15 protein-coding genes are annotated in these 21,430 nt (G+C 68.7%); 6 read left to right on the top strand and 9 right to left on the bottom strand.

Translation table 11 applies throughout. From position 1 onward, the window contains the following. Window positions 1-24: 24 nt before the first annotated feature. Complete coding sequence (locus EV651_RS03720; protein ID WP_238156649.1) at window positions 25-1,218, bottom strand: glycosyltransferase; 1,194 nt, start codon at window positions 1,216-1,218, stop codon at window positions 25-27. Between the two features lie 72 nt (window positions 1,219-1,290). Here EV651_RS03720 and EV651_RS03715 point away from each other — a divergent pair, with 72 nt between their 5' ends. Together EV651_RS03715 and EV651_RS03710 are read left to right on the top strand one after the other, a co-directional pair. After that, window positions 1,291-2,994: a right-handed parallel beta-helix repeat-containing protein gene (locus EV651_RS03715; protein WP_238156628.1), complete on the top strand. Its 1,704-nt coding sequence runs from the start codon at window positions 1,291-1,293 to the stop codon at window positions 2,992-2,994. A 376-nt stretch (window positions 2,995-3,370) separates the two neighbouring features. Continuing rightward, window positions 3,371-4,765, top strand: coding sequence for a right-handed parallel beta-helix repeat-containing protein (locus EV651_RS03710; protein WP_238156627.1), 1,395 nt, complete (start codon window positions 3,371-3,373; stop codon window positions 4,763-4,765). Between the two features lie 17 nt (window positions 4,766-4,782). Here the strand turns inward: EV651_RS03710 and EV651_RS03705 are convergent, their stop codons facing one another. Genes EV651_RS03705 through EV651_RS03680 form a run of 6 tightly spaced genes read right to left on the bottom strand, consistent with a single transcriptional unit; the run spans window position 4,783 to window position 11,227 of the window. After that, the gene (locus EV651_RS03705; protein ID WP_133781906.1) at window positions 4,783-6,165 is read right to left on the bottom strand and encodes a mannitol dehydrogenase family protein; all 1,383 of its coding nucleotides are present in this window, start codon (window positions 6,163-6,165) and stop codon (window positions 4,783-4,785) included. Continuing rightward, window positions 6,162-7,007 carry an ABC transporter permease gene (locus EV651_RS03700; RefSeq protein WP_133781904.1) on the bottom strand — a complete coding sequence of 282 codons (846 nt, stop codon included), beginning with the start codon at window positions 7,005-7,007 and terminating at the stop codon, window positions 6,162-6,164. Before EV651_RS03700 ends, EV651_RS03705 begins: the two co-directional genes overlap by 4 nt. Next, window positions 7,004-7,882 (bottom strand): ABC transporter permease, encoded by an 879-nt coding sequence (locus EV651_RS03695; protein WP_133781902.1) that lies wholly within the window; start codon window positions 7,880-7,882, stop codon window positions 7,004-7,006. The genes EV651_RS03700 and EV651_RS03695 overlap by 4 nt, the downstream gene beginning before the upstream one ends. Beyond that, window positions 7,879-8,970, bottom strand: coding sequence for an ABC transporter ATP-binding protein (locus EV651_RS03690; RefSeq protein WP_133781900.1), 1,092 nt, complete (start codon window positions 8,968-8,970; stop codon window positions 7,879-7,881). The genes EV651_RS03695 and EV651_RS03690 overlap by 4 nt, the downstream gene beginning before the upstream one ends. After that, entirely contained in the window at window positions 8,967-10,175 is a 1,209-nt protein-coding gene (locus EV651_RS03685; protein WP_133781898.1) for an ABC transporter substrate-binding protein, read from the bottom strand. The genes EV651_RS03690 and EV651_RS03685 overlap by 4 nt, the downstream gene beginning before the upstream one ends. Window positions 10,176-10,231: 56 nt before the next feature. Further along, window positions 10,232-11,227: a LacI family DNA-binding transcriptional regulator gene (locus EV651_RS03680; protein WP_133781896.1), complete on the bottom strand. Its 996-nt coding sequence runs from the start codon at window positions 11,225-11,227 to the stop codon at window positions 10,232-10,234. 142 nt (window positions 11,228-11,369) lie between these two features. Between EV651_RS03680 and uxaC the strand changes: the two genes are divergently transcribed. Together uxaC and EV651_RS03670 are read left to right on the top strand one after the other, a co-directional pair. After that, complete coding sequence (gene uxaC / locus EV651_RS03675) at window positions 11,370-12,776, top strand: glucuronate isomerase (RefSeq protein ID WP_133781894.1); 1,407 nt, start codon at window positions 11,370-11,372, stop codon at window positions 12,774-12,776. Window positions 12,777-13,015: 239 nt separating this feature from the next. After that, window positions 13,016-14,428 (top strand): right-handed parallel beta-helix repeat-containing protein, encoded by a 1,413-nt coding sequence (locus EV651_RS03670; protein WP_238156626.1) that lies wholly within the window; start codon window positions 13,016-13,018, stop codon window positions 14,426-14,428. Here the strand turns inward: EV651_RS03670 and EV651_RS03665 are convergent. Together EV651_RS03665 and EV651_RS03660 are read right to left on the bottom strand one after the other, a co-directional pair. Next, the gene (locus tag EV651_RS03665) at window positions 14,414-15,700 is read right to left on the bottom strand and encodes a hypothetical protein (protein ID WP_238156625.1); all 1,287 of its coding nucleotides are present in this window, start codon (window positions 15,698-15,700) and stop codon (window positions 14,414-14,416) included. The two genes, EV651_RS03670 and EV651_RS03665, sit on opposite strands and share 15 nt — an antisense overlap. Beyond that, entirely contained in the window at window positions 15,700-17,325 is a 1,626-nt protein-coding gene (locus EV651_RS03660) for a Wzz/FepE/Etk N-terminal domain-containing protein (RefSeq protein WP_133781890.1), read from the bottom strand. Before EV651_RS03660 ends, EV651_RS03665 begins: the two co-directional genes overlap by 1 nt. 176 nt (window positions 17,326-17,501) lie before the next feature. On the opposite strand from EV651_RS03660, the gene EV651_RS03655 reads away from it, so the two are divergent. Both EV651_RS03655 and EV651_RS03650 read left to right on the top strand, forming a co-directional pair. Next, window positions 17,502-19,721, top strand: a complete 2,220-nt coding sequence (locus EV651_RS03655) for a LamG-like jellyroll fold domain-containing protein (protein WP_133781888.1) — start codon at window positions 17,502-17,504, stop codon at window positions 19,719-19,721. Between the two features lie 144 nt (window positions 19,722-19,865). Next, a complete protein-coding gene (locus EV651_RS03650) occupies window positions 19,866-21,395 on the top strand; it encodes a fibronectin type III domain-containing protein (RefSeq protein WP_133781886.1) in 1,530 nt (509 codons plus the stop codon). Window positions 21,396-21,430 lie beyond the last annotated feature (35 nt).

Genomic DNA, 21,430 nt, shown 5'->3' with positions numbered 1-21,430 from the left:
GGCACGACGCCGCCCCCTGCGTCTTCATGCCCGTGGTTCCGTGCGCGCCCGGCCGCTGGCGGAGTGCCGGGCGATCGCATCGGTGTAGATCCTTTCCGTGGCCACCAGGTCTCGCTCCGGTGTGAAGCGGTCCAGGTAGACCTGACGGGCTCGTTCGCCGAAGGCTATCGAAGTCCCGGGATCAGCCACCAACCCGATCGCCTTCCGCAATCCTTCCGGATCGCCGGGCGCGGTCAGCGCGCCGGATTCGCCGTCGTCGACGAGCTCCGCGAGCGCCCCGAGCCGGGACGCGACCACGGGCACGCCGTGCGCGAAAGCCTCCACCACCACGAGCCCGAAACTCTCATACGAACGGGCCGGTACGACGGCGGCGCGCGCAGACCGCAGCTGTTCCATGCCGTCCGCCCAGGGCAGTTGACCAAGCACCTGAATCGACAGGTCTTTCCGGGCACGTTCCTCGGCCGCGGCCCGCAGCGGGCCATCGCCCACCACCACCAATCGGCCGAGCGACGCGTCCCACGCCTGCAGGAGATCCGCGAACCCCTTGTCCTCGCTCAACCGCCCGAGGAACACCACCGCATCCCCCGCGCCGCTGCGTACGGCACCCGAATGCGGTACGGCGTGCGGCTTCACCACGAACCGCTCGGGATCGAACCCGGCCGCGGCGTACCGGTCCCGCACGAACTCGGACGGTACGACGAACGTCCCGACGTACCGCTGCCACGTGTGCAAGGCGTTGTGCACGCCGATGCTCGTCGCCAGCGGCAACGTCTGCACCCGCGAGTCGCGGTAGCAACCGTGCTTCACGGCTGCCAGCGGCACCTTGCCGATGCAGGACTCGCACGGCCCGCCGTCACGCTGCAGGACGGCGTTCGCACACAGCAGCCGGAAGTTGTGCAACGTCGCCACGACCGGGAGGTCCAGCCGGTACGCCGCCCGCAGTACCGAAGGGCTGAACAACGGGAAAGTGTTGTGCACATGCACCACATCGGGCCGCTGCGCCTGCAATAGCTGTGTTAAATCGCGTTCCGCCGAAAATGACCAAACGGAGCGAAACGGTAACAGTGCGCGATCTTTTCGGCCCATCTCGGCGATGTCGTCGCTGTTGCGGGCGTAAAGGTCGACTTCATGTCCTGAGTTACGCAACAAATCAACCGTTTGCGCGACAACCGTGTTCTCACCACTGGGTTGACCGGTCCGGTAACGGTTGTGCAGCATGGCGACCCGCATGGCACTACCTTAAGTCCCGACGTAACTACGCCTGGTCTCGCCCGCTCCCAGGAGAGTGCATTGAGGAAGTTGTGGTTCGCAGCGCTCATCGCTGCGGCGGCGGCCGTCGTCACGGTCGCGGTGCCGGTCATCGCAGGCGAGAACAAGGCGACGACCGCGGCGAAGTCCGAGCAGGCCGCGTCTCGCGTGCTGCCCTCGCACCGCCCGGGTAAGACCACCACGGCGAAGCCCGGTACGAGCCAGCCGAAGACCACAGCTACGACCGCACCACCGAAGAAGCCAGGTGCGACGACGCATCCGACCCGCAAGCCGACCACATCGGCGACGCCGAGCAAGCCGGTCGAGCCCAAGCTCCCGAAGCCGCCCGTCGTCGACTCCGACGAGGCCGGTCCCGCCGTCGCCGGGCCGTGCGTCGGCACGGTGATCAAGCCCGGTCAGAACGCCCAGTCGATCGTGAACTCCAAGCCGGCCGGTACGACGTTCTGCTTCGCGGCAGGCCTGCACCGGATCACCGACACGATCCGCCCGAAGGCGAACCAGGTGCTGGCGAGCGCGCAGCGCGCCGTACTCACCGGGTCGGTGCCGCTGAGCGGGTGGGCCAAGTCCGGGTCCGTCTGGGTTGTGCGAGGTGCGCTGCCGTCGGCGTACGGCAAGAGCGGTGAGTGCGAGGACAACAAGGCGAACATCTGCTACTTGCGGGAGCAGTTGTTCCTCGACGACACGCATCTGACGCGGGTCGCGAGTGTCGCGGCGGTGAAGTCCGGCAAGTTCTACGCCGACTACGCGGCGAACGCGATCTACCTCGGCAGCAACCCGGCCGGTCACGACGTCGAGATGTCGAAGACGGCGACCGCGATCGAGTCGGGCGCGAGCGGCGTGGCCGTGCGCGGCCTCACCATCGAACACTTCGCCAGCGCACCGCAGGCCGGGGCGCTCGTGTCCGGGCCCGGCTGGAAGGTGACGGCCAACGACGTCCGCTGGAACCATGCGGTCGGTGTGATGCTGGTGAAGGCGAACAGCGCCAAGGTCGACAAGAACCTGATTCACCACAACGGTCAGCTCGGCCTCGGGCAGTACAGCTCGGCCGCGGCCGCCGTCACCCGGAACGTGATCAGCTCCAACAACACCGACGGCTTCTGGATCGCCGACTGGGAGTCCGGCGGCATCAAGTCCACCCGCTCCTCCGGCACCGTCAGCGGCAACGTGATCAAGTCCAACCTGGGCATCGGGATGTGGGCCGACGTCGCCGACGACGGCCGGGTGATCAGCGACAATCAGATTGTCGGCAATGCGGCGGACGGTATCCGGTACGAGATCAGCCGCAACGGCACCATCCAAGGCAACACGGTGACCGGCAACGGCTTCGGCACCGGCCGCGGATCCGGTACGTCGCTGTGGGACGGCGGCGGGATCAACGTCAACACCTCGACCGGGGTCACCATCAAGGGCAACCGGGTGTCGGGCAACGTTAACGGCGTGACGATCCAGTCCCGGACCCGCGGCAGCGGCCCCTGGGGCACGTACCTGCTGCGCGACGTCCGGGTCAGCGGGAACACGATCGAGATGACCGGCGGGACCCAGGCCACGGGCATGGTCCAGAACTCCGGCGCCACGGTGCCGGCCGGTGAAGTGGTGTTCAGCGGCAACAAGTACGTCCTCGACGACCTCGGCACCCAGCGGTTCGCCCGGTTCGGCACCAAGCTCACCGCCGCCGGCTGGCAGGACGCGGGCCTGGACACAGTGGGCAGCTTTCTCGCGAATTGACCGCTTGCCTTTCGCAACATGTTTGTGCGCTACGTATTGCCATGACTACGTGACGTAGGGGTAATCTGCGTAACGAAGCCGCGCCATGGGGGGTGCGCTCAGGGCTACCTGTGCCACCGGAGGCTCCGCTATGAGAACAGCAGTCGTCGCAGTTGTTGCAGTCGGCACCAGTCTGGTTGCCGTCAGCCCCCTGCCTGCGCAGGGTGCCCTCACTCCACCTGTCACCGAACCACCTGCGGCCACTCCGTCCGCCACTTCATCCGCCAATCCATCCGCCGATCCATCCGCCGATCCATCCGCCGATCCGTCCGCCACCCTTCCGCCGGCCGACGGGACGTTCCGGACCGGTCCCGCGGTGGCGCCCGCCTGCAGCGGTGTGCCGATCCGCACCAGCGACAACGCCGCCCGGATCGTCGACGAGGCCCCGACCGGTACGACGTTCTGCTTCACCCGCGGCTGGCACCGGATCACCGAGACGATCCACCCGAAGGCGGACCAGGTGCTCGCCGGCAACGACGGCGCCGTACTCACGGGATCGATCAGACTCACCAAATGGACGCCGAACAACGGCGACTGGGTGACCACGGGAGCCCTGCCACCGGCGTATCCGCGGACCGGGCAATGCGAGGACAACACGGCGAACATCTGCTACCTGGGCGAGCAACTGTTCCTGGACAGCAAGCACCTGACCCGGGTGGCAACCCGTGACAAGGTTGCCCCTGGCACCTTCTACGCCGATTACGCGGCGAACGCGATCTATCTGGGCAGCGATCCGGCCGGGCACTCGATCGAGATGTCGAAGACGCAGACCGCGATCGAGTCCGGCGCGACCAACGTGACCGTCCGCGGGCTGACGATCGAGCACTTCGCCACCCCGCCGCAGGGCGGTGCGGTGGTGCTCGGCCTGGGCTGGAAGGTGATCGCCAACGACATCCGCTGGAACCACGGGGTCGGCGCGATGCTGGTGAACGCGGACGGCGCCGTACTCGAGAGGAACCACATCCACTCGAACGGCCAGCTCGGCATCGGCCAGTACAGCACGCTGAAGGCGAGCATTGCCGCCAACGAGGTCAGCTACAACAACACCGACGGCTTCTGGATCGCGGACTGGGAGTCCGGCGGGATCAAGACCACCTGGTCCAGCGGCGGCTGGGTGAGCGGAAACCTGATCCAGTACAACCGCGGCGTCGGGCTGTGGAGCGACGCGTACGACGACAGCCGCATCTTCAGCAGCAACCAGATCCTCGACAACGCGGCGGACGGAATCCGCTACGAGATCGGCCGCAACGGCGTCATCGAGGACAACGTGGTGGGCGGCAACGGCTTCGGCACCGGCCGCGGATCCGGTACGTCGCTGTGGGACGGCGGCGGGATCAACGTCAACACCTCGTCGAACGTCCAGGTCCGCGACAACGTGGTGGCCAACAACGTCAACGGGATCGCGATCCAGTCCCGCACCCGCGGATCCGGCCCGTGGGGCACCAACGTGCTCCGCGACATCGTTGTCTCCGGCAACCAGGTGACGATGCGCGGCGGCACCACCGCGACCGGCATGGTGCAGAACGCCGGCGCGGTCATCCCGCCCGGCGAGGTCACCCTGAACGACAACACCTACATCCTCGACAGCCTCACCGCCGAACGCTTCCAGAAAACCGGCGAGTGGTACACAGCCAAGGCCTGGCACACCACCGGCCAGGACACCACCAGCGCCTTCACCCTGGGCAAAGCAATCCTCGACGCCACCGGCATCCTCACCATCCTCCCGCAGTGAACCGCAGGCAGGCGGGGTCAGCGGGTCAGGGTGTTCACGTGGTCTACCAGGAGGTCGCGGAAGAGCTCGGAGTCGCGGAGGTCGGGGGTGAAGATGGTGTCGACGGCCAGTAGGGCGTCCACGAGTTTGGTGGGGTCGGTGGTGTCTGCTACTGCGGATTTCAGGCGGTCGGCCTGGGGGTCGTCCAGGTCGGGGGTGCGTTGGACGTAGACCATCCAGGCGGCGACGGCGAGTGAGATCATGCGGGGCTCGGCGCCGGCTGTCAGGCGGTCGCGGACCGTGCCGAGCATCCGGACCGGGAGCTTCACCGAGCCGTCCATCGCGACCTGGCGGGTGCGGTGCTTCAGCGCCGGGTTCTCGAACCGTTCCAGCACGGTCGCGCCGTACGCCGCCAGGTCCAGCCCGTCGGGCGGTGTGAGGGTCGGTACGACGTCGTCGGTCATCAACTGCCGCGCGAGCCCACCCAACTCCTCGTCGCGGACCGCCTCGGCGATCGTCTCGTAGCCGCGCAGCGCACCGAGATACGCGAGCATCGAGTGCGTGGCGTTGAGCATCCGCAGCTTGGCCTGCTCCCACGGCGCGACATCACCGGTGAGTACGGCGCCACCACGCTCCCAGGCGGGACGTGCACCCGCGAAATCGTCCTCGATCACCCATTGCAGGAAAGGTTCCGCGACCACCACGGCCTCATCTCGTACGCCGAGCAGCCGAGCGGCCTCGTCACGGTCCGCATCGGTCGTCGCCGGCACGATCCGGTCCACCATGCTGGCCGGGAACCGCGTCCCCTCGAACGACGAAGGAACCTTGCCCAGCGCATCGAAGTACTCCGTCACCAGCGTGCGCAGGAAGGGGCCGTTGGCAACCAGGTTGTCGCAGGAGACGATCGTCAACGGCTCTTCGCGACGGGCGATCGCCGCCGCGAGCTGGCCGACGACCGTGCGCGGCGGGCGGCCGGTCAGGTCGGCCTGGATCTCGGGGTCGTCCAGGTTCAGCCCGGCGCCGGCGGCCCGGTACCCCTTCTCGGTGACGGTCAGCGTCACCACCGACACCGCCGGGTCCGCGATCCGTGCGACCACCGCCTCCGGGTCCTCGGGCACAGTCAGCACCTCGCGGACGCTGCCGATTACCTGAACCGACGGCTCACCGAGACCCCGCTCGAGGACGGAGTACAGCCCGTCCTGCGGCGCCAACTGGTCCCGGACCGTGGTCGAGCGCTGACTCACGCCGGTGATGCCCCACCGGGTCTCGCCGGTTTCGACCGCCGCCCGTTCGGTGACGACGGCCTGGTGGGCGCGGTGGAACGCACCGATCCCGAGATGGACGATGCCGACCGACAACGCCTTCGGGTCGACCGCGGGGGCGACGGGGAGATTGGTGAGACTCAGCCTGCTCGAAGTCATTCGGAGGGTTCTTCCTTCACTCGGGCGACCAATTGGGTCGGGTTGACGAAGCGCAGTGCCACCACCAGAAGTACCAGCATCATCGCGGTGTAGATCACGGCCATCGCATCGACGGACTGTTGGGCCCGGATCCCGGCCGCGGACATCGAGTAGTACAACGCGACCACGAGCGTCTGGGAGTCCGGACCGGCGGTGAGGAACGTCAACTCGAACATTCCGACCGTCCGGACCAGCACCAGGATCGCCGAGGCCAGCAGGCCGGGGACGAGCAGCGGCGCGAGGATCTTCAGGAACACCGCGCGGGTGCCGGCGCCGAGCATCCGGGCCGCGTCCTCGATGCGCGGGTCGACCTGCTCGATGAACGGCGTCATCGTGAGGATCACGAACGGCACCGATGGCACCAGGTTCGCCAGCACGACACCGGACAGGTGCCCCGCGAAACCGAACTTGTAGAGCACCGTCGCGAGCGGGATGCCGTACGTGATCGGCGGCATCAGGATCGGCAGCAGGAACGTCAGGTACACCAGCCGCTTGCCGGGGAAGTTCTTTCGGGCCAGCACGTACGCCGCGGGCGCGCCGACGAGCACCGAGAGTACGACGACCAGCGCGGACACGAGCAGCGTGACGACGATGACATGGAACAACGTGAACTCTCGCCACGCGTCGCCGTACCACTGGGTGGTGAAACCGCTCGGGAACCAGGTGTCGAACCACTTCTTGCCGAACGAGCTGACCAGCACCGACAGCACGACGCCGGCGAGGTTGACGAAGAAGAACACGACGACGGCCCAGATCACCCAGCCCAGCGGGGTGGCGCGAACAGACCTCACCTTGGCGTTCATCCCTTGCCTCCCGTCGATCCGGTGTAGAGCCGCGACCGCCACACCAGCACGATCGCCACGACGACCAGCTCCACCGCGCCCATCACCATCGCGATCGCCGACGCGTAGGAGTAGTCGTACTGCTCGTACGCCGCCTGGTAGGCCGCCAGCGAGATGACGCGGGTGGATCCGGCCGGGTTGCCGACCAGCACTGCCGACGGGAACACGGAGAACGCGAGGACGAATGTCAACAAAAAGGTTGTCGCCAATCCGGGTGCCAACAACGGCAGGGTGATCCGCCGGAACCGCTGCGCGCGGGAGGCGCCGAGAGTTGCCGCGGCCCGCTCGAGCGTCGGGTCGATCCCCGACAGGTATGACAGCACCAGCAGGAACGCGAACGGAAACCCGGTGATGACGAGCGAGAAGAACACGCCCCAGTAGTTGTTCGTGAGGCGGATCGGATTGTCAACAATGTGCAGGCTGAGCAGGAGGCGATTGAGCCAGCCGGTCGGGCCGAGGTAGTTCAGCAGTCCCTGCGCGGTGAGGACGGTCCCGAGAGTGATCGGTACGACGAGGATCGTGGTCAGCAGCCGCTTGCCCCGGAACCGGCCCCGCAGGCGGAACGCGATCGGCACGGCGGCCAGCACGTTCAGCAGCGCCGCGGGGAGCGCGATCTTCAGTGTGGTCGCGATCGTGTCGCGCTGGTACGCGTCGCCGAAGAACTTGTCGTAGTTGGCCAGCACGCCGCCGCCCTGCGTGGGCTGGAACGACAGGCTGAGCCCGTACAGGAATGGGTAGACGAACAACAACAGGACAATGATCGTGGCCGGGAGCAACAACCACAGGCGGCGGTCGACGCCGCGCTCGGCCAGCCGGTGCTGCCAGGTCGCGCTCATGACGGATACACCAGGAGCCGCCCGGGCGTGACGGTCAGCGCCACCTGCTCCCCCGCCTCGACCCGCTGCTCGGTCCGGACGTGCAGCCGCACCGGATCCTGCGCCCCGCGGTCTTGGACGCCGCCGTCCAACACCACCTCCACCGCGCGCTCGCGGCCCTGGTACTCGACGACCTCGACGAGCCCTTTCACACCTTCATTCCCGAGCGTCACGTCCTCGGGCCGCACGGCAGCGATCACATCGTCCCCAGGCGCGACAGCACCCTGCGCGGACCCGCGGATCGCCGTACCGCCGAGATCCACGGTCACCTGGTCACCGTTCAGGTGCGAAGCCTTCAGCGGCAGCAGATTGCGGTAGCCCATGAAGTCGGCGACGTGCCACGTCGACGGCTTGGTGTGCACCTCCTCGGGCGTGCCGATCTGCTGCACCTTGCCCTGCCGCATGACGACCAGGCGGTCGGCCATGCTGAGCGCCTCTTCCTGGTCGTGCGTCACGTACACGGTGGTCAACCCGAGCGACTGGTGCAGCCGGCGGATCTCGGTGCGCATCTCGAGCCGGAGCTTGGCGTCCAGGTTGCTCAGCGGCTCGTCCATCAGCACGAGCGAAGGCTCGAGTACGGTCGCGCGGGCGATCGCCACCCGCTGCTGCTGACCGCCGGACAGCTGGCCGGGCAGCTTGCTCGCGTGCTCGGTCAGCTGCACCATCTCGATCGCCTCGGTGGTCCGCCACTGCACGTCGGACTTCGGCAGGTTGCGCATCCGCAGCCCGAAGGCGATGTTGTCGCGGACGGTCAGGTGCGGGAACAGCGCATAGTTCTGGAACACCATGCCGAAGCCGCGCTTCTCCGGCGGGAGCGTGTCGACCCGCCGGTCGTCCTGCCAGATCGAGCCCGCGGTCAGCGGGAGCAGACCGGCCAGGCAGTTCAGCGCGGTCGACTTGCCGCAACCGGACGGACCGAGCAGGGCGATGAACTCGCCCCGCTCGATGGTCAGGTCGAGCTCGGACAGTGCCGCCGGGGTGTCCGGCGGACCGAAGCGGCGGGTGACGCCGTCGAGCCGCAGCTGCTCGAAGTTCGAGGTCGAGGTCACGACTTCTTCACCTTGCTGCCGCCGACCTCGCGGTCCCACTTGTCGAAGGCAGCCACCAGCGCCTTAGCGTCCAGCGGTACCTCTGTCGGATTGTCGGCAATCAACTTGTCGTACTCCGGCCGGCCGAACTCCGAGATCGCGTCCTTGCTCTCCTGCGGCGCCTGCGACAGCTCGACACCCTTGATCGCCGGCCCCGGGTAGAAGTAGCCCTTGTCGTACGCCTTGGCCTGCTGCTCAGGCGTCAGCATGAACTGCAGCAGCTGCAGGATCGCCGCCTGCTTGTCGGTCGACACGCCCTTCGGTACGACGGCGTAGTGCGCGTCGGTGACCCAGTGGAAGCCCTGGATCGGCGTGATCGCGGCCTCCTTCGGGACCGTGCCGAGGACGCGCGGGTTGATGTCCCAGCCCGTCGTACTCGCGATGATGTTGGCCGAACCGTTGGCGAGCGCCTTCATCGTGTCGGCGGTGCCCGACGGGTAGAAGTCGACGTACTGGTTGAGTTCCTTGAGGTACGCCCAGGTCTTGTCCCAGCCGTTCACCGGGTCCTTCGGGTCCTTGTCGCCGAGGATGTACGGCAGGCCCATCAGGAACGTGCGGCCGGGGCCTGAGTTCGCGGGCCGCGCGTACATGACCTTGCCCTTGTTGGCCTTCGCGTAGGCGAGCAGGTCGTCGGCCGTCTTGGGCGGCGACGGGACCTTCGACGGCATGTACTCGAGCAGCGGCCCGGACGGGTAGTAGGTGATCGTCACGCCTTCCTTGCCGCCCAATTCCTGCATCTTGGCCGCAGGCGGCAAGTAGTCCTTCATGCCGGGCAGGCGGTCGGAGTACTTCGTCAGCAGGTCGGTCCACAGGCCCTGCTCCCGGCCGGCGGCGAGACCGTCCGTGCCGGTCAGCACCAGGTCGATGTCGACCCGGTTCGCGTTCTGCTGGGCCTTGATCTTGCCGGCCAGTTCAGGCGCGGGTCCCTTCGAGTACGTGACCTTCGAGATCACGTCGGAGTGCTGCTTGACGAAGTCGTCGATCATGCCCTGGGTCAGCTGCAGATTGCCGGCCACGTCGAGGACGTTCAGCGTCACGGCCTTGGCCGGCTTGTCCGGCACGTCGCCACTGCTGTCGGTGGCGGGCTTGTTCGGCGCCGGGGCGCCGCAGGCGACCAACACGGCCAACAGGCCGGTGGCCGCGATCAACTTCCGCTGCAGATGCATCGGGTGTCTCCTCGGATCAAGGGCGGCCCGGCACAGCGTCACGACTGGCCGGGTGATCACTTCTGTGGTGCTGGTCCGGTCGAGTCCCGGACGATCAGTTCCCCGTGCAGTTCCCCGTGCTTCGGGCCTTCGGCCGCGCTGTCCGGGTCGTCGAGCATGGCGAGCAGCAGCTCGACGGCGATCCGCCCGGCCTCCTGCTTCGGCAGCCGGACCGTGGTCAGCGCGGGCCGCGCCATCCTGGACATCGCGATGTCGTCGACCCCGACCACGCTCAGGTCGCCCGGGACCGAGATGCCGCGGCTGTGCAGGCGGGCCAGCAGACCGATCGCGACCAGGTCGTTGTAGGCCACGACCGCGGTGGCGCCGGTCGCGACCACCTGGTCCGCGGCCGCCATGCCGCCTTCGTACGTCGGCGCGAAGTTGCCCACCGGCGCGAGCTCGGCCCGCAGCGCCTCGACCGCGTTCCGCAGGCCGAACCCGCGGTGCTGGGTCGACCAGGACGTCGCCGGCCCACCGACCCACGCGATCCGGCGGTGGCCGAGGGCAACGAGATGGGCGACGGCCTGCCGCATCCCGTCCTCGTTGTCGTAGGCAACGCCTGGCAGACCGACGGCGGTGCGGTTGACGAGTACGACGGTGGTGTCCTGAGCGATCGCCGCCAGCTCCTCGTCGCTCGCCCGCGGCGAGCACAGCACGACACCGTCGACCTGCTTGGACAGCGCCCGCACCAGCCCGGCTTCGGCCGCCGGGTCCTCGTCGGTGTCCGCGACGAACACGGCGACGTCGTGGTGGCGGGCGCGTGCCTGCACGCCCTTGGTGAGGCTGGCGAAGAACGGGTTGGCCAGGTCCGGCACGACCAGGCCGATCGTGCCGGTCCGGCCGGTGATCAGGCCGCGGGCCGCGCGATTCGGCTCGTACCCGAGCTGCTCGACGGCGGCCGCGACGCGGGCCCTGGTGGTCGCGTTGACCATGCCGGGCAGCGAGAGCGCACGCGAGACCGTCGACGGCGATACGCCGGCCAGCCGCGCCACATCCCGGATCGTTGCCGCCATGGTCATCTCCTCAGGGGTCGCGGATGAGTCTGCAATCGGTTGCAGTTTGTGTCAAGCGGTCGACCAGCGGACGCTGCCTTGTGCTGACAAGCGGCGGCTGCAATCCTTTGCAGAACACGTTTCAGCCCACATCGGAGGACCCATGCCGAAGGCCCTGCAGCCCCATCCGGACCGCGCCCTGCCGGCCGGCGCCGCGCGGGACGTCGCCCGCCGGATCCACGCCTCGACGAAGGACCTGCCGCTGCTGTGCCTGCACGGTCACGTCGACATCGGGCTGTTCGCCGACGACGCGCCGTTCGGCGACCCCGCCGAGCTGCTGGTCGTGCCGGACCACTACGTGACCCGGATGCTGATCTCCCAGGGCGTCTCCCCCGACACGCTCGGACTCCCCCGCCGCGACGGCCGGCAGACCGCCGAGCCGCGGGAGATCTGGCGGGAGTTCTGCGCCAACTGGCACCTGTTCCTCGGCACGCCGAGCCGCTACTGGCTGGAGCACGAGTTCGCCGAGGTCCTCGGTCTCACCGTGCACCCGTCCGCTGAGACCGCCGACGAACTGTACGACCAGATCATGGCCCGCATCGCGGAGCCCGAGTTCCGGCCGCGAGCGCTGCTGGACCGCTTCAACATCGAGCTGATCTCCACCACCGACGCGGCGACCGACGACCTCGCCCAGCACGCGAAGCTCGCCGCGGACCTGCCGGGCCGGGTGGTCCCGACCTTCCGGCCCGACGCTGTCGCCCACGTCGACCGGGACGGCTGGCCCGCGCTGATCGCGCAGCTCGGCGCGCTGGCCGACGTCGACACCTCGACGTACGACGGTTTCCTGCAGGCGATCCGGCAACGTCGGCAGGCGTTCATCGCAGCGGGTGCGCGCGCGACCGATCACGGTCACCTGAGTGCGGCCGCCGTACCGCTGACCGATGCGGAGGCCGGGCGGGTCTACGCCGGTGCGTTGAAGGGTGACGTGACGGCTGGGGACGCGGCGGCGTTCGCGGGACACATGCTGTACCAGTCGGCGGTGATGTCAGCCGAGGACGGACTGGTGATGCAGCTGCACCCCGGCGTACTGCGGGACCACGACCCGGCGATCTTCGCGACGTACGGGCCTGACCAGGGACACGACATCCCGGTGGCGACCGAGTTCACGCGGTCGCTGCGACCGGTGCTCGAGCGGTTCGGGCACGCCGAGGGCTTCCGGTTGGTGCTGTTCACCGTCGACGAGACCGTGTACTCGCGGGAGCTAGCACCGCTAGCGGGCGTCTACCCCGCGGTGCGGCTCGGTGCGCCGTGGTGGTTCCTGGACAGCCCCGACGGAATGCGCCGGTTCCGCGAACTCGTGACCGAGACGGCCGGTTTCTACAACACCTCGGGCTTCGTCGACGACACCCGCGCGTACCTGTCGATTCCCGCGCGGCACGACCTCGCTCGCCGGATCGACGCCGGCTACCTGGCCGACCTCGTCGTACAGCACCGGCTGGACGAGGACGACGCCCTGCAGATCGCGAAGGCACTCGCCTACGACCTCGCCCGAGACACGTACCTCACCTGAGGCGTCGTACCCCAACCGGGCCCGGTGCACAGGAAATAACCTGTGCACCGCCACCGGCTCGCGTGCAACGCCCCCAGAAGTGCAGGTAGGGTCCGGGGAGCCTGTACGCCGGGAAAGGGATGTTGATGAGGGGTCGTGGTGTCGCGGCGTGTGGTGCCGTGCTGGGGCTACTGCTGGTGTCGGGCTGCACGGATACGGGGAGCGCCCCGGAGCCCTCGACGCCCGCTACGACCGTCACGGTGACTGTGCCCACTGCTCCCCCGGCGGCGGCGGCCGCTGTGCTCGGGCCGACGGGGCCGAGTACGGCGGAAGCCTGCAAGGGAACGCCCATCGCGGTCGGCGCGGACCCGCAGCCGATCATCGACGCCGCCCCGGCAGGCACCACGTTCTGTTTTGCGAAGGGCATCCACCGCCTCACGCGAGCCATCCATCCCCGCGAGGGCGACACGCTCGCGGGTGACCCCGGCGCCGTACTGAGCGGTGCCGTCCGACTCACCGGATGGAAGCGGTCCGGGAACACCTGGACAGTGCAGGGTGTCCTGCCCGCGGCGTACCCGCTCAAGGGTCAGTGTGAGGACGACAAGACCAAGCCGTGCCAGCTCGGCGAGCAACTGTTCCTCGACGGCAACCACCTGACCCGCGTGATGAGCCTGAGCCAGGTGACACCGGGCACGTTCTTCGCCGACTACCAGGCCAACGCCCTCTATCTGGGCGACGACCCGACCGGACACGTCACAGAGATGTCGCGCACCCAGACCGCGATCGACAAGTCGGCCGACAAGGTGACCGTGACCGGCCTGACGATCGAGCACTTCGCCAGCCGCCCGCAGGCGGGCGCGTTGCAGGCCGGCAAGAGCTGGAAGGTGACCGCGAACGAGGTCCGGTGGAACCACGCCGTCGGCATCATGGTGATCGAGGGCGACAACGCCGAGGTCAGCCGGAACACGGTCGCCGACAACGGGCAGCTCGGCATTGGCCAGTACAAGTCCGCCGGCGTCCGGATCAGCGCGAACCTGGTCACCCGCAACAACACCGACGGGTTCTGGATCGCGGACTGGGAGTCCGGCGGGATCAAGTCCACCAGGTCGTCCGGCGAGGTCAGCGGCAACGACATCGTCGCGAACCGCGGCATCGGGATGTGGAGCGACATCGCGGAGTACGACCGCCGGATCACCGGGAACCGGATCCGCGACAACGCCGCGGACGGCATCCGGTACGAGATCAGCTACGCCGGCGTCATCGACCAGAACGTCGTACAGCACAACGGTTTCGGCACCGGCCGCGGCTCCGGCGGCACGCTCTGGGACGGCGGCGGCATCAACGTCAACACGTCGTCCGACGTACAGGTCCGGGGCAACCTGATCAAGGACAACCGCAACGCGTTGTCCATCCAGTCCCGCACGCGCGGCGAGGGTCCGCGCGGCACCTACGTCCTGCGCAACGTCCTCGTCGAGGGCAATCTGGTCGTGATGACCGACGCCGCCTCCTCCCTCGGCGTGGTGGAGAACAAGCGCTCTCCCGCGCAACCCGGCGCCATCACGTTCCGCCGCAACAGCTACCAGGGCGCGGATCGCTTCGCCTACAAGGGAAAGACGATGACCTGGTCCGAGTGGCAGCAATCCGGCTTCGACCAGGACTCAGTGAGCAGCTGACGCGCGTCTTCGCTGCCGTAGCCGGTCGCCGTCGCAGATCGCGGCGGCCACCAGCAGGTGCACGGTCATCGAGGACAGGTCGGACAGGCCGCTCTCGTTGAGCGACGCGGCCGTGACGTACCCGAGCAGCAAGGCGCCACAGGCCCGGACGTACGGCGTCGGCGCGCGGAGGACCGACACCCACGCCGCGATCAGCGCCACCGCGACGATCGCCACGGCCAGCAGCCCGGTCTCCCAGTAGAGCCCGAGCCAGCTGTTGTCGATCGCCATCACGTCGACATCGCCTTCACCACGGGTGAGCAGCACGCGCTTGTTGCCGAGTCCGTGGCCGATGATCGCGGTCTGGATCGACACCTTCTCGTCCACGACCGCCTGCCAACTCGTCGTACGGCCGCTCAGCGACGTGATCTGCTGCGTGCCCTGGCCGCGCAGCAGCCAGGTGTGCAACGACCCGATGGTCAGGAACGCGACGCCGAGCAGCCCCGGTACGGCGAGGCACGCGATCCGGCCGAGCCACGTCTTCCGGGTGATGATCAGTGCGATCACGAGCCCGCCCGCGACCGCGGCGGCCGACGTACGGGTCCGGCTGGCCGCGATCAGGACGCCGCCCAGGCCGATCATCGCCACCGCGGGCAGCGTCGCCAGCTTCCGGCAGACCAGGCCGATCAGCGCCAGCCCGAGCAGGATCGCGCCGACCTCGCCGACGCGCGGCGGCAGCATCGGGATGAGGACGCCCTGCAGCCGGTACCCGGCGCCGAGGGACCGCAGCGGCCGCCACGCCTGCGACGGCGCATAGGCCAGACTCAGTACGACGGTTGCCGCCAGCAACAGGTGGGCCCACAGATGCGCGCGGACCAGCCGCTCCGGCACCTGCACCAACGGCCCCCACAGCAGGAAGAGCAGCACCAGGCCGATCAGGAAGCGTGCCAACCGCGTCAGCGGCCCCATCGGCTCGGCCAGCAGGAACGCCGTCGCACACGCGAACAGCACGTACATCACGTACAGCCAGCTGGCCGGATTCACCCGGGTCCGGAACCCGGGCCTGGTCGCGGCCAGCGCGACCATGAAGACCGCTCCGAGCAGCAACCCTTTCGCGATGCTGTTCGTGGACCCGGTCGTCCCCTGCGGCGCGGCCACCCGCGACGACCACGGCTGCACGCCGAGCACGAACAGGCACCACAGCATCAGCCAGAACCAGGCCGGCCGCTCGCTCTCGCCGGCGACCGTCCCCGGCACCGCGGGGGCCAATCGCGTCCCGGAAGCCATGGACATCAGCGCATCGTCGGCGTACCCGCGTCCAGCGGCTTGTAGTTCAGCGGGATCCCGAGCGTCTCGTCCTGCGCCGACGTGCCGATCAGTACGACGCCTAGCACCGGAGCCCCGGCGAACTGCAGCGCGCCCGTCAGCCGCGCGACGTCCATCTCCTTGTCGAGGCCGACCTGGACCACCAGCACCGACGCGTCGACCGCGGCGGCGAGCGGCGTGATGCCGTGCCGCCCGACGGAGGCCGGGCCGTGGACCACCACGGAGTACCCGGGTGGCAGGTCGGCGACGATCCCCGGGACCAGCGACGGACCGACCGCCTCGGCCGTCTCCTCGTGGTTCAGCCCGGGCGGCAGCACGTACAGGTCGGCGACGGTCCCCGGCCGGAACAGCTTCCGGGCCCGGATCGCGCGAGTCGCGGCCGGCTCGTTGACCAGGTCGGTGAGGCCCTCGTGCCCGGTGAGGTGCGGGAGCACCGGCGTACCTTCGATGTCAGCCAGCACCAGCAGCGTCTCGCGGCCGTCGCGCGCGTTCGCCTCGGCCATCGCCAGCGCGATCCCTGCCGAGTTCGGAGTCGGGGACGCGGACACGACCAGCAGCGCGCCCGGAGAGCCGGCCGCGAACGCGCGCGGGTTCAGCTCGCGCCGCGCCAGCGCACCGCTCGCCTCGGCGCCGAGCGCGGTGATCTCGTACTGCGGGAGCTCCGGAGCGGACCGCTGCCACACCCGCCGCCGATACCCCTCGGACGCGGCGATCACCGGCGCGGACGACGCCCGTGCCGCCTGGTCGCGGGTCAAAATGTACGGCGTCAGATGCGACCGCAGGAGCGCGAGACCGAAGCCGAGGACCAGTCCGAGGATCCCGCCGACGAGGATGTCGCGGGCAACCATCGGCGACGAGCTGGCGGTGTCGGTCGTCGCCGGCGTCACCAGCTGGCTCCCGGAGCCGACCGTCGACAGCGCCTTCAGCATCGCGGCGGCGTCGTCCGCGGCCTGCCGGGCCTCGGTCGCCAGGCCGACGCGCTGGTCGCGCAGTGCGGCCGCGGTCTGGTTGTCGCCGCGACCGACGGCTTCGTCGATCTGGCTGACCAGGCTGCGGGACTGCGTGGTCGCCGTCTTCGACCGGGCCTGGGCCTGCTCGGCCAGGTTGGTCAGCAGCGACTTGGCCTCGGCGTTGCGCTGCGCCAGGTAGATCGCGGAGATCGCGTTCGCCCGGTCGACCGCCTTCTGCGCGGTCGGGCCGTCGGTGGTGACCAGGTAGGCGTTGTCGGTGACGGCCTTCACCCGTGTCACCGCGGCCAGGTCCTGGATGGTCTGGTCGTTGTCCGGCATGCCGAGGGCCTTGACGACGGCCTTGAGCAGCGTCGGGCTGGCCATCACCCGCGCCTGGGTCTCGGCCGGGAGGTCCATTCCCAACGGGCCGCTCTTGTCCGCGGACGTCGACAGCTTGCCGACCAGCGCCGGCGGCACCGCCGGGCCGATCACCAGCTGGCTCGAGGCGGTCCAGCGCTCGGTCTGGGAGAGCGCGAACACGGAGGCGCCGAGCAGCCCGAGCAGGATGCAGCCCAGGATCAGCCATTTCTGCCGCAGCAGCGACTGAGCGGTTTCCCGCCAGACCACGGTGCCCGGTTCCATGCCCACCTCCAATTCAGCGCAGCCTCACTCTGTCCGGCGCCAGCGCCCCAGGATATCCACAGGTGGGGACGGGGTGCTCACGCGATGTGCTCGCTGTGCCCTACTCTCTTCCGGGGGGATATCTGAGGTATCAGGCGCCTCGTGCGCCGATCATGTCCAAGGGGGGACATCGCCACATGACGAAACGAAGGCTGTTCACACGGCTGGGGGTCGTAGGGACGGCACTCGCCGTCGCAGCAACCGTGCTGAGCGCGCCACCGGCGCAGAGCGTCGAGGCTTCGCTCGCGGCAACCAACAGCTCGACCTGGCAGACCAACGCCAGTGTCCAGGGCCTCGCGGTCGCCGCCGGCACGGCGTACGCCGGAGGGCGCTTCACCAGCGTCCGCCCGCCGGGCGCCGCACCGGGGACCGGCGAGGTCGCCCAGGCGTACCTGGCCGCCTTCGACGCGGGCACCGGCGCACTGGTCACCTCGTTCAACCCGGTGCTGAACGGTCAGGTCTACGCGGTCGCCGCCTCCGCGGACGGTTCCCGGATCTTCGTCGGCGGTGACTTCACCACGGTCAACGGCCAGACGCGGAACCGGATCGCCGCCTTCGACACCGCCACCGGCGCCCTGGTGACGAACTGGAAACCGTCCGTTTCGTACCGCGTCAAGTCCATCGCGGTCTCCGGTACGACGGTGTACTTCGGCGGATCGTTCGGCCTGGTCAACGGCGTGGATCGCCTGCGGCTCGCGGCCGTCACCACCGACACCGGCGCGCTGTTGCCCTGGGCCCCGGCCGTGAACGGCGACGTGTACGCCGTCGATGCCGCCGATGACGCGTCCAAGGTGTACGCCGGCGGTCAGTTCAGCACCGTCAACGGCACCCTGCAGAACACCGTGACCAGCCTCGATCCGGTCAGCGGCGCCGTACTGCCTTTCCCCGGCGCATCCGCCGTACCGCCGCCGAACGGGTCCTGCACGACGCGAGTGAAGACGATCGACGCCAGCGGCGACACCGTGTACTTCGGCAACGGCGGTGACGGCGGCGGGTGCTTCGACGGCACCTGGGCGGCCGACATCGCGACCAACACGCTGAAGTGGAAGAACCAGTGCCTGGGCGCGACCGAGGCGGTCAAGGTCGTCAACGGCTGGCTGTACAAGGGCTCGCACGCGCACGACTGCGCCAACCAGGGCGCCGGCGGCTTCCCGCAGGGCTTCGGGTACCACTTCCTGCTCAGCGAGAAGTTGACCGACGGCACGCTCGGACCGTGGTTCCCGAACACCGACGCCGACCCGAACAGCGTCACCAACGTCGGCCCGCTGGCGTTCGCGACCGGCGGCAACGACCTGTGGGTCGGCGGCGACTTCCTGAACGTGAACGGCACCGGCCAGCAGGGCCTGACCCACTTCACCAACGCCGCCCCGGGCGCGGCCCCGGCCAAACCGGCCAAACTGCTCCCCTACAGCGTCCAGCCCGGTGTCGTGCAGATCCACTTCCCGACCGTGGTCGACAACGACGACAGCACGCTGACCTACCGGCTGCTCAAGGGCTTCAGCAACACCACCATCGCGACCTGGACGGCCAAGTCCACGCCGTGGGATCGCCCGTGGCTGAGCTACACCGACACCTCCTCGGCGCCAGGTGAGGTCACCAACTACCGCGTCGAGGTCACCGACGGCAGTACGACGGTCCGCGGCAACTACTCCGACCAGATCACGGTCGCCTCGGCGGCCTCCACGGCGTACGACCAGATCGTCAACGCGGACGGGCCGCAGGCGTACTGGCGACTCGGTGAGCCGGTCGGTACGACGACCTCGGTCGACTCCTCGGGGCAGAGCAACAACGGCACGTTCACCGGTGTGACGCTGGGCGGCGCCGGCGCGATCGCGGGCAACACCGCGATGACGACCAGTTCGAGCAGCGGGCGGATGGTCGGCGAGAAGGCGTACAGCATGCCGCAGCAGTTCACGGTCGAGGCCTGGGTGCAGCAGAGCGGCTTCAACCGCGGTGGGCGGATCATCGGCTTCGGCAACTCGAAGACGGGGAACAGCGGCGGTGGCGGCGACCGGATGCTGTACATGCGGACCAACGGCTCGATCGTCTTCGGCGTGAACGACGGCTCGCAGCGCACGCTGACCAGCCCGTCCGGCAAGAACGACGGCCTCTGGCACCACGTCGTCGGCAGCTACGACAACGGGATGATGAAGCTGTACGTCGACGGCGTGCTCAGCGGAAGCGCCTTGGTCGGCTCGGCGTCGGTGTACTACGGCTGGTGGCGGGTCGGGTACGACCTCACCAACTCGTGGCCTGGCGGCGGCGCGACCCAGACCGGAATGGGCATCGACGAGGCAGCCGTCTACCCGTACGCACTCACGCCCCTACAGGTCCAATCTCACTACGCAGCAAGGTGAAAAGGCGTCTTTCTGCAAGTTCTAGAACAAACTCATAACGCGGGTGGGAGGTCCGCTTCCGGTGGGCCTCCCACAGCGGTAATGTCCGCCGCTGGTGCGTGATGAGGCACGCACTGTTACGCCCCCGCCTGTGTAAGGACATAAATGAAGAAGTTAGTGCTCGCCCTGATCACGGGGGCGGCAGTGCTCGCCGCCGCGTTGATTCCCTCCGGACCTCCGGTGCAGGCAGCGACGCCGGGCTTCGCGTCCGCGGTGTCCGCGATCAAGCAGACCTCGTGGCAGACCAACAACAGCGTGAACGCGCTGGCGATCGCCGGGAACACCGTGTTCGCGGGCGGCATGTTCACCAGGCTCCGGCAGCCGGGTAAGGCGTCCGGCGAAGCGCCGGAGACCCTTCGTTCGTACGTCGCCGCGTTCGACCGCACCACCGGGAGGCCGACCGCGTTCGCCCCGGTGCTGAACGGTCCGGTCTACGCCATCGCCACCAGCCCGGACGGCAAGTGGGTGGTGATCGGCGGTGACTTCACCACGGTCAACGGCATCCGGCGCAGCAAGATCGCGATGTTCTCGGTGGCCACCGGCAAGCTGGTCGCGGCCTGGGACCCGGTCGTGGCAGCCCGGGTCAAGGCGCTGGCGATCTACGGCAACAGTGTGTTCATCGGCGGCGCGTTCCGAGCGATCGACGGCACGACCCGCAACCGGCTGGGCGCCGTTCGGCTGATCCAGGGCGACCTCCTGCCGTGGAACCCGAACGCGAACAACGACGTGTACGCCGTCGACGTCGCCGACAACGGCACCCGGGTGTTCGTCGGCGGACCGTTCAGCACGATCAACGGCAAGGACCACTACTCGCTGGCGATGCTGAACAACACCACCGGCGCGGCCTTCGACTTCCCGGCGGCGGCCGCGATCCCGAAACCGACCGCGACCTGCACCACGCGGGTGAAGGACATCGACACCCTGGGCGACAACGTGTACGTCTCGAACGGCGGCGACGGCGGCGGCTGCTACGACGGCGTACTGGCCGCGCAGGTGTCGACCGGCAAGCTGCTCTGGCAGAACAAGTGTCTGGGCGCGACCGAGGCGATCAAGGCGATCGGCAGCTGGCTCTACAAGGGCTCGCACGCGCACAACTGCAGCTCCTCGCCGAACGGCTTCCCGGACGGAACCGGCACGCATTACCTGCTGGTCGAGAGCACGATCAACGGCAACCTCGGGCCGTGGTTCCCGAACACCGACGCGAACCCGAAGAGCACCACCCAGGTCGGCCCGCTGGCGATGGCCGGCACCGCCACCGACCTGTGGGTCGGCGGCGACTTCCTGCACGTGAACGGCACGCTCCAGGTGGGAATCACCCGGTTCACGAACACGCCCGGCGGTGCGGCTCCCGCCGTACCGAAGGCTCCGACGCTGACCGCGACGTCGTCCGGACGCGTGTACGTGAGCTACACGGACTCGTACGACCTGGACAACCTGACGCTGACGTACAACGTTTTCCGCGGCTCGCTGAACGTCGGCTCGAACAAGTACACGACGTACTTCTGGCAGCCTCGCAAGACCTACCAGGTCGTCGACCGCGGCCTCGCCCGCGGCTCGTCGTACACGTACCACGTAGAGGTCCACGACGGCCGCAACATCATGAAGGGCGCCAGCGCCACGGTAAAGATCCCCTGACTTGCCCCTTCCGCATCGGAACCCTCAGTCGTAGC

It is taken from the genome of Kribbella sp. VKM Ac-2571 (genome assembly GCF_004362255.1).
Taxonomy (GTDB): Bacteria; Actinomycetota; Actinomycetes; order Propionibacteriales; family Kribbellaceae; genus Kribbella; species Kribbella pratensis.
Note: the sequence above shows the minus strand (reverse complement) of the source record. Positions and strands in the feature narration are given on the sequence as shown.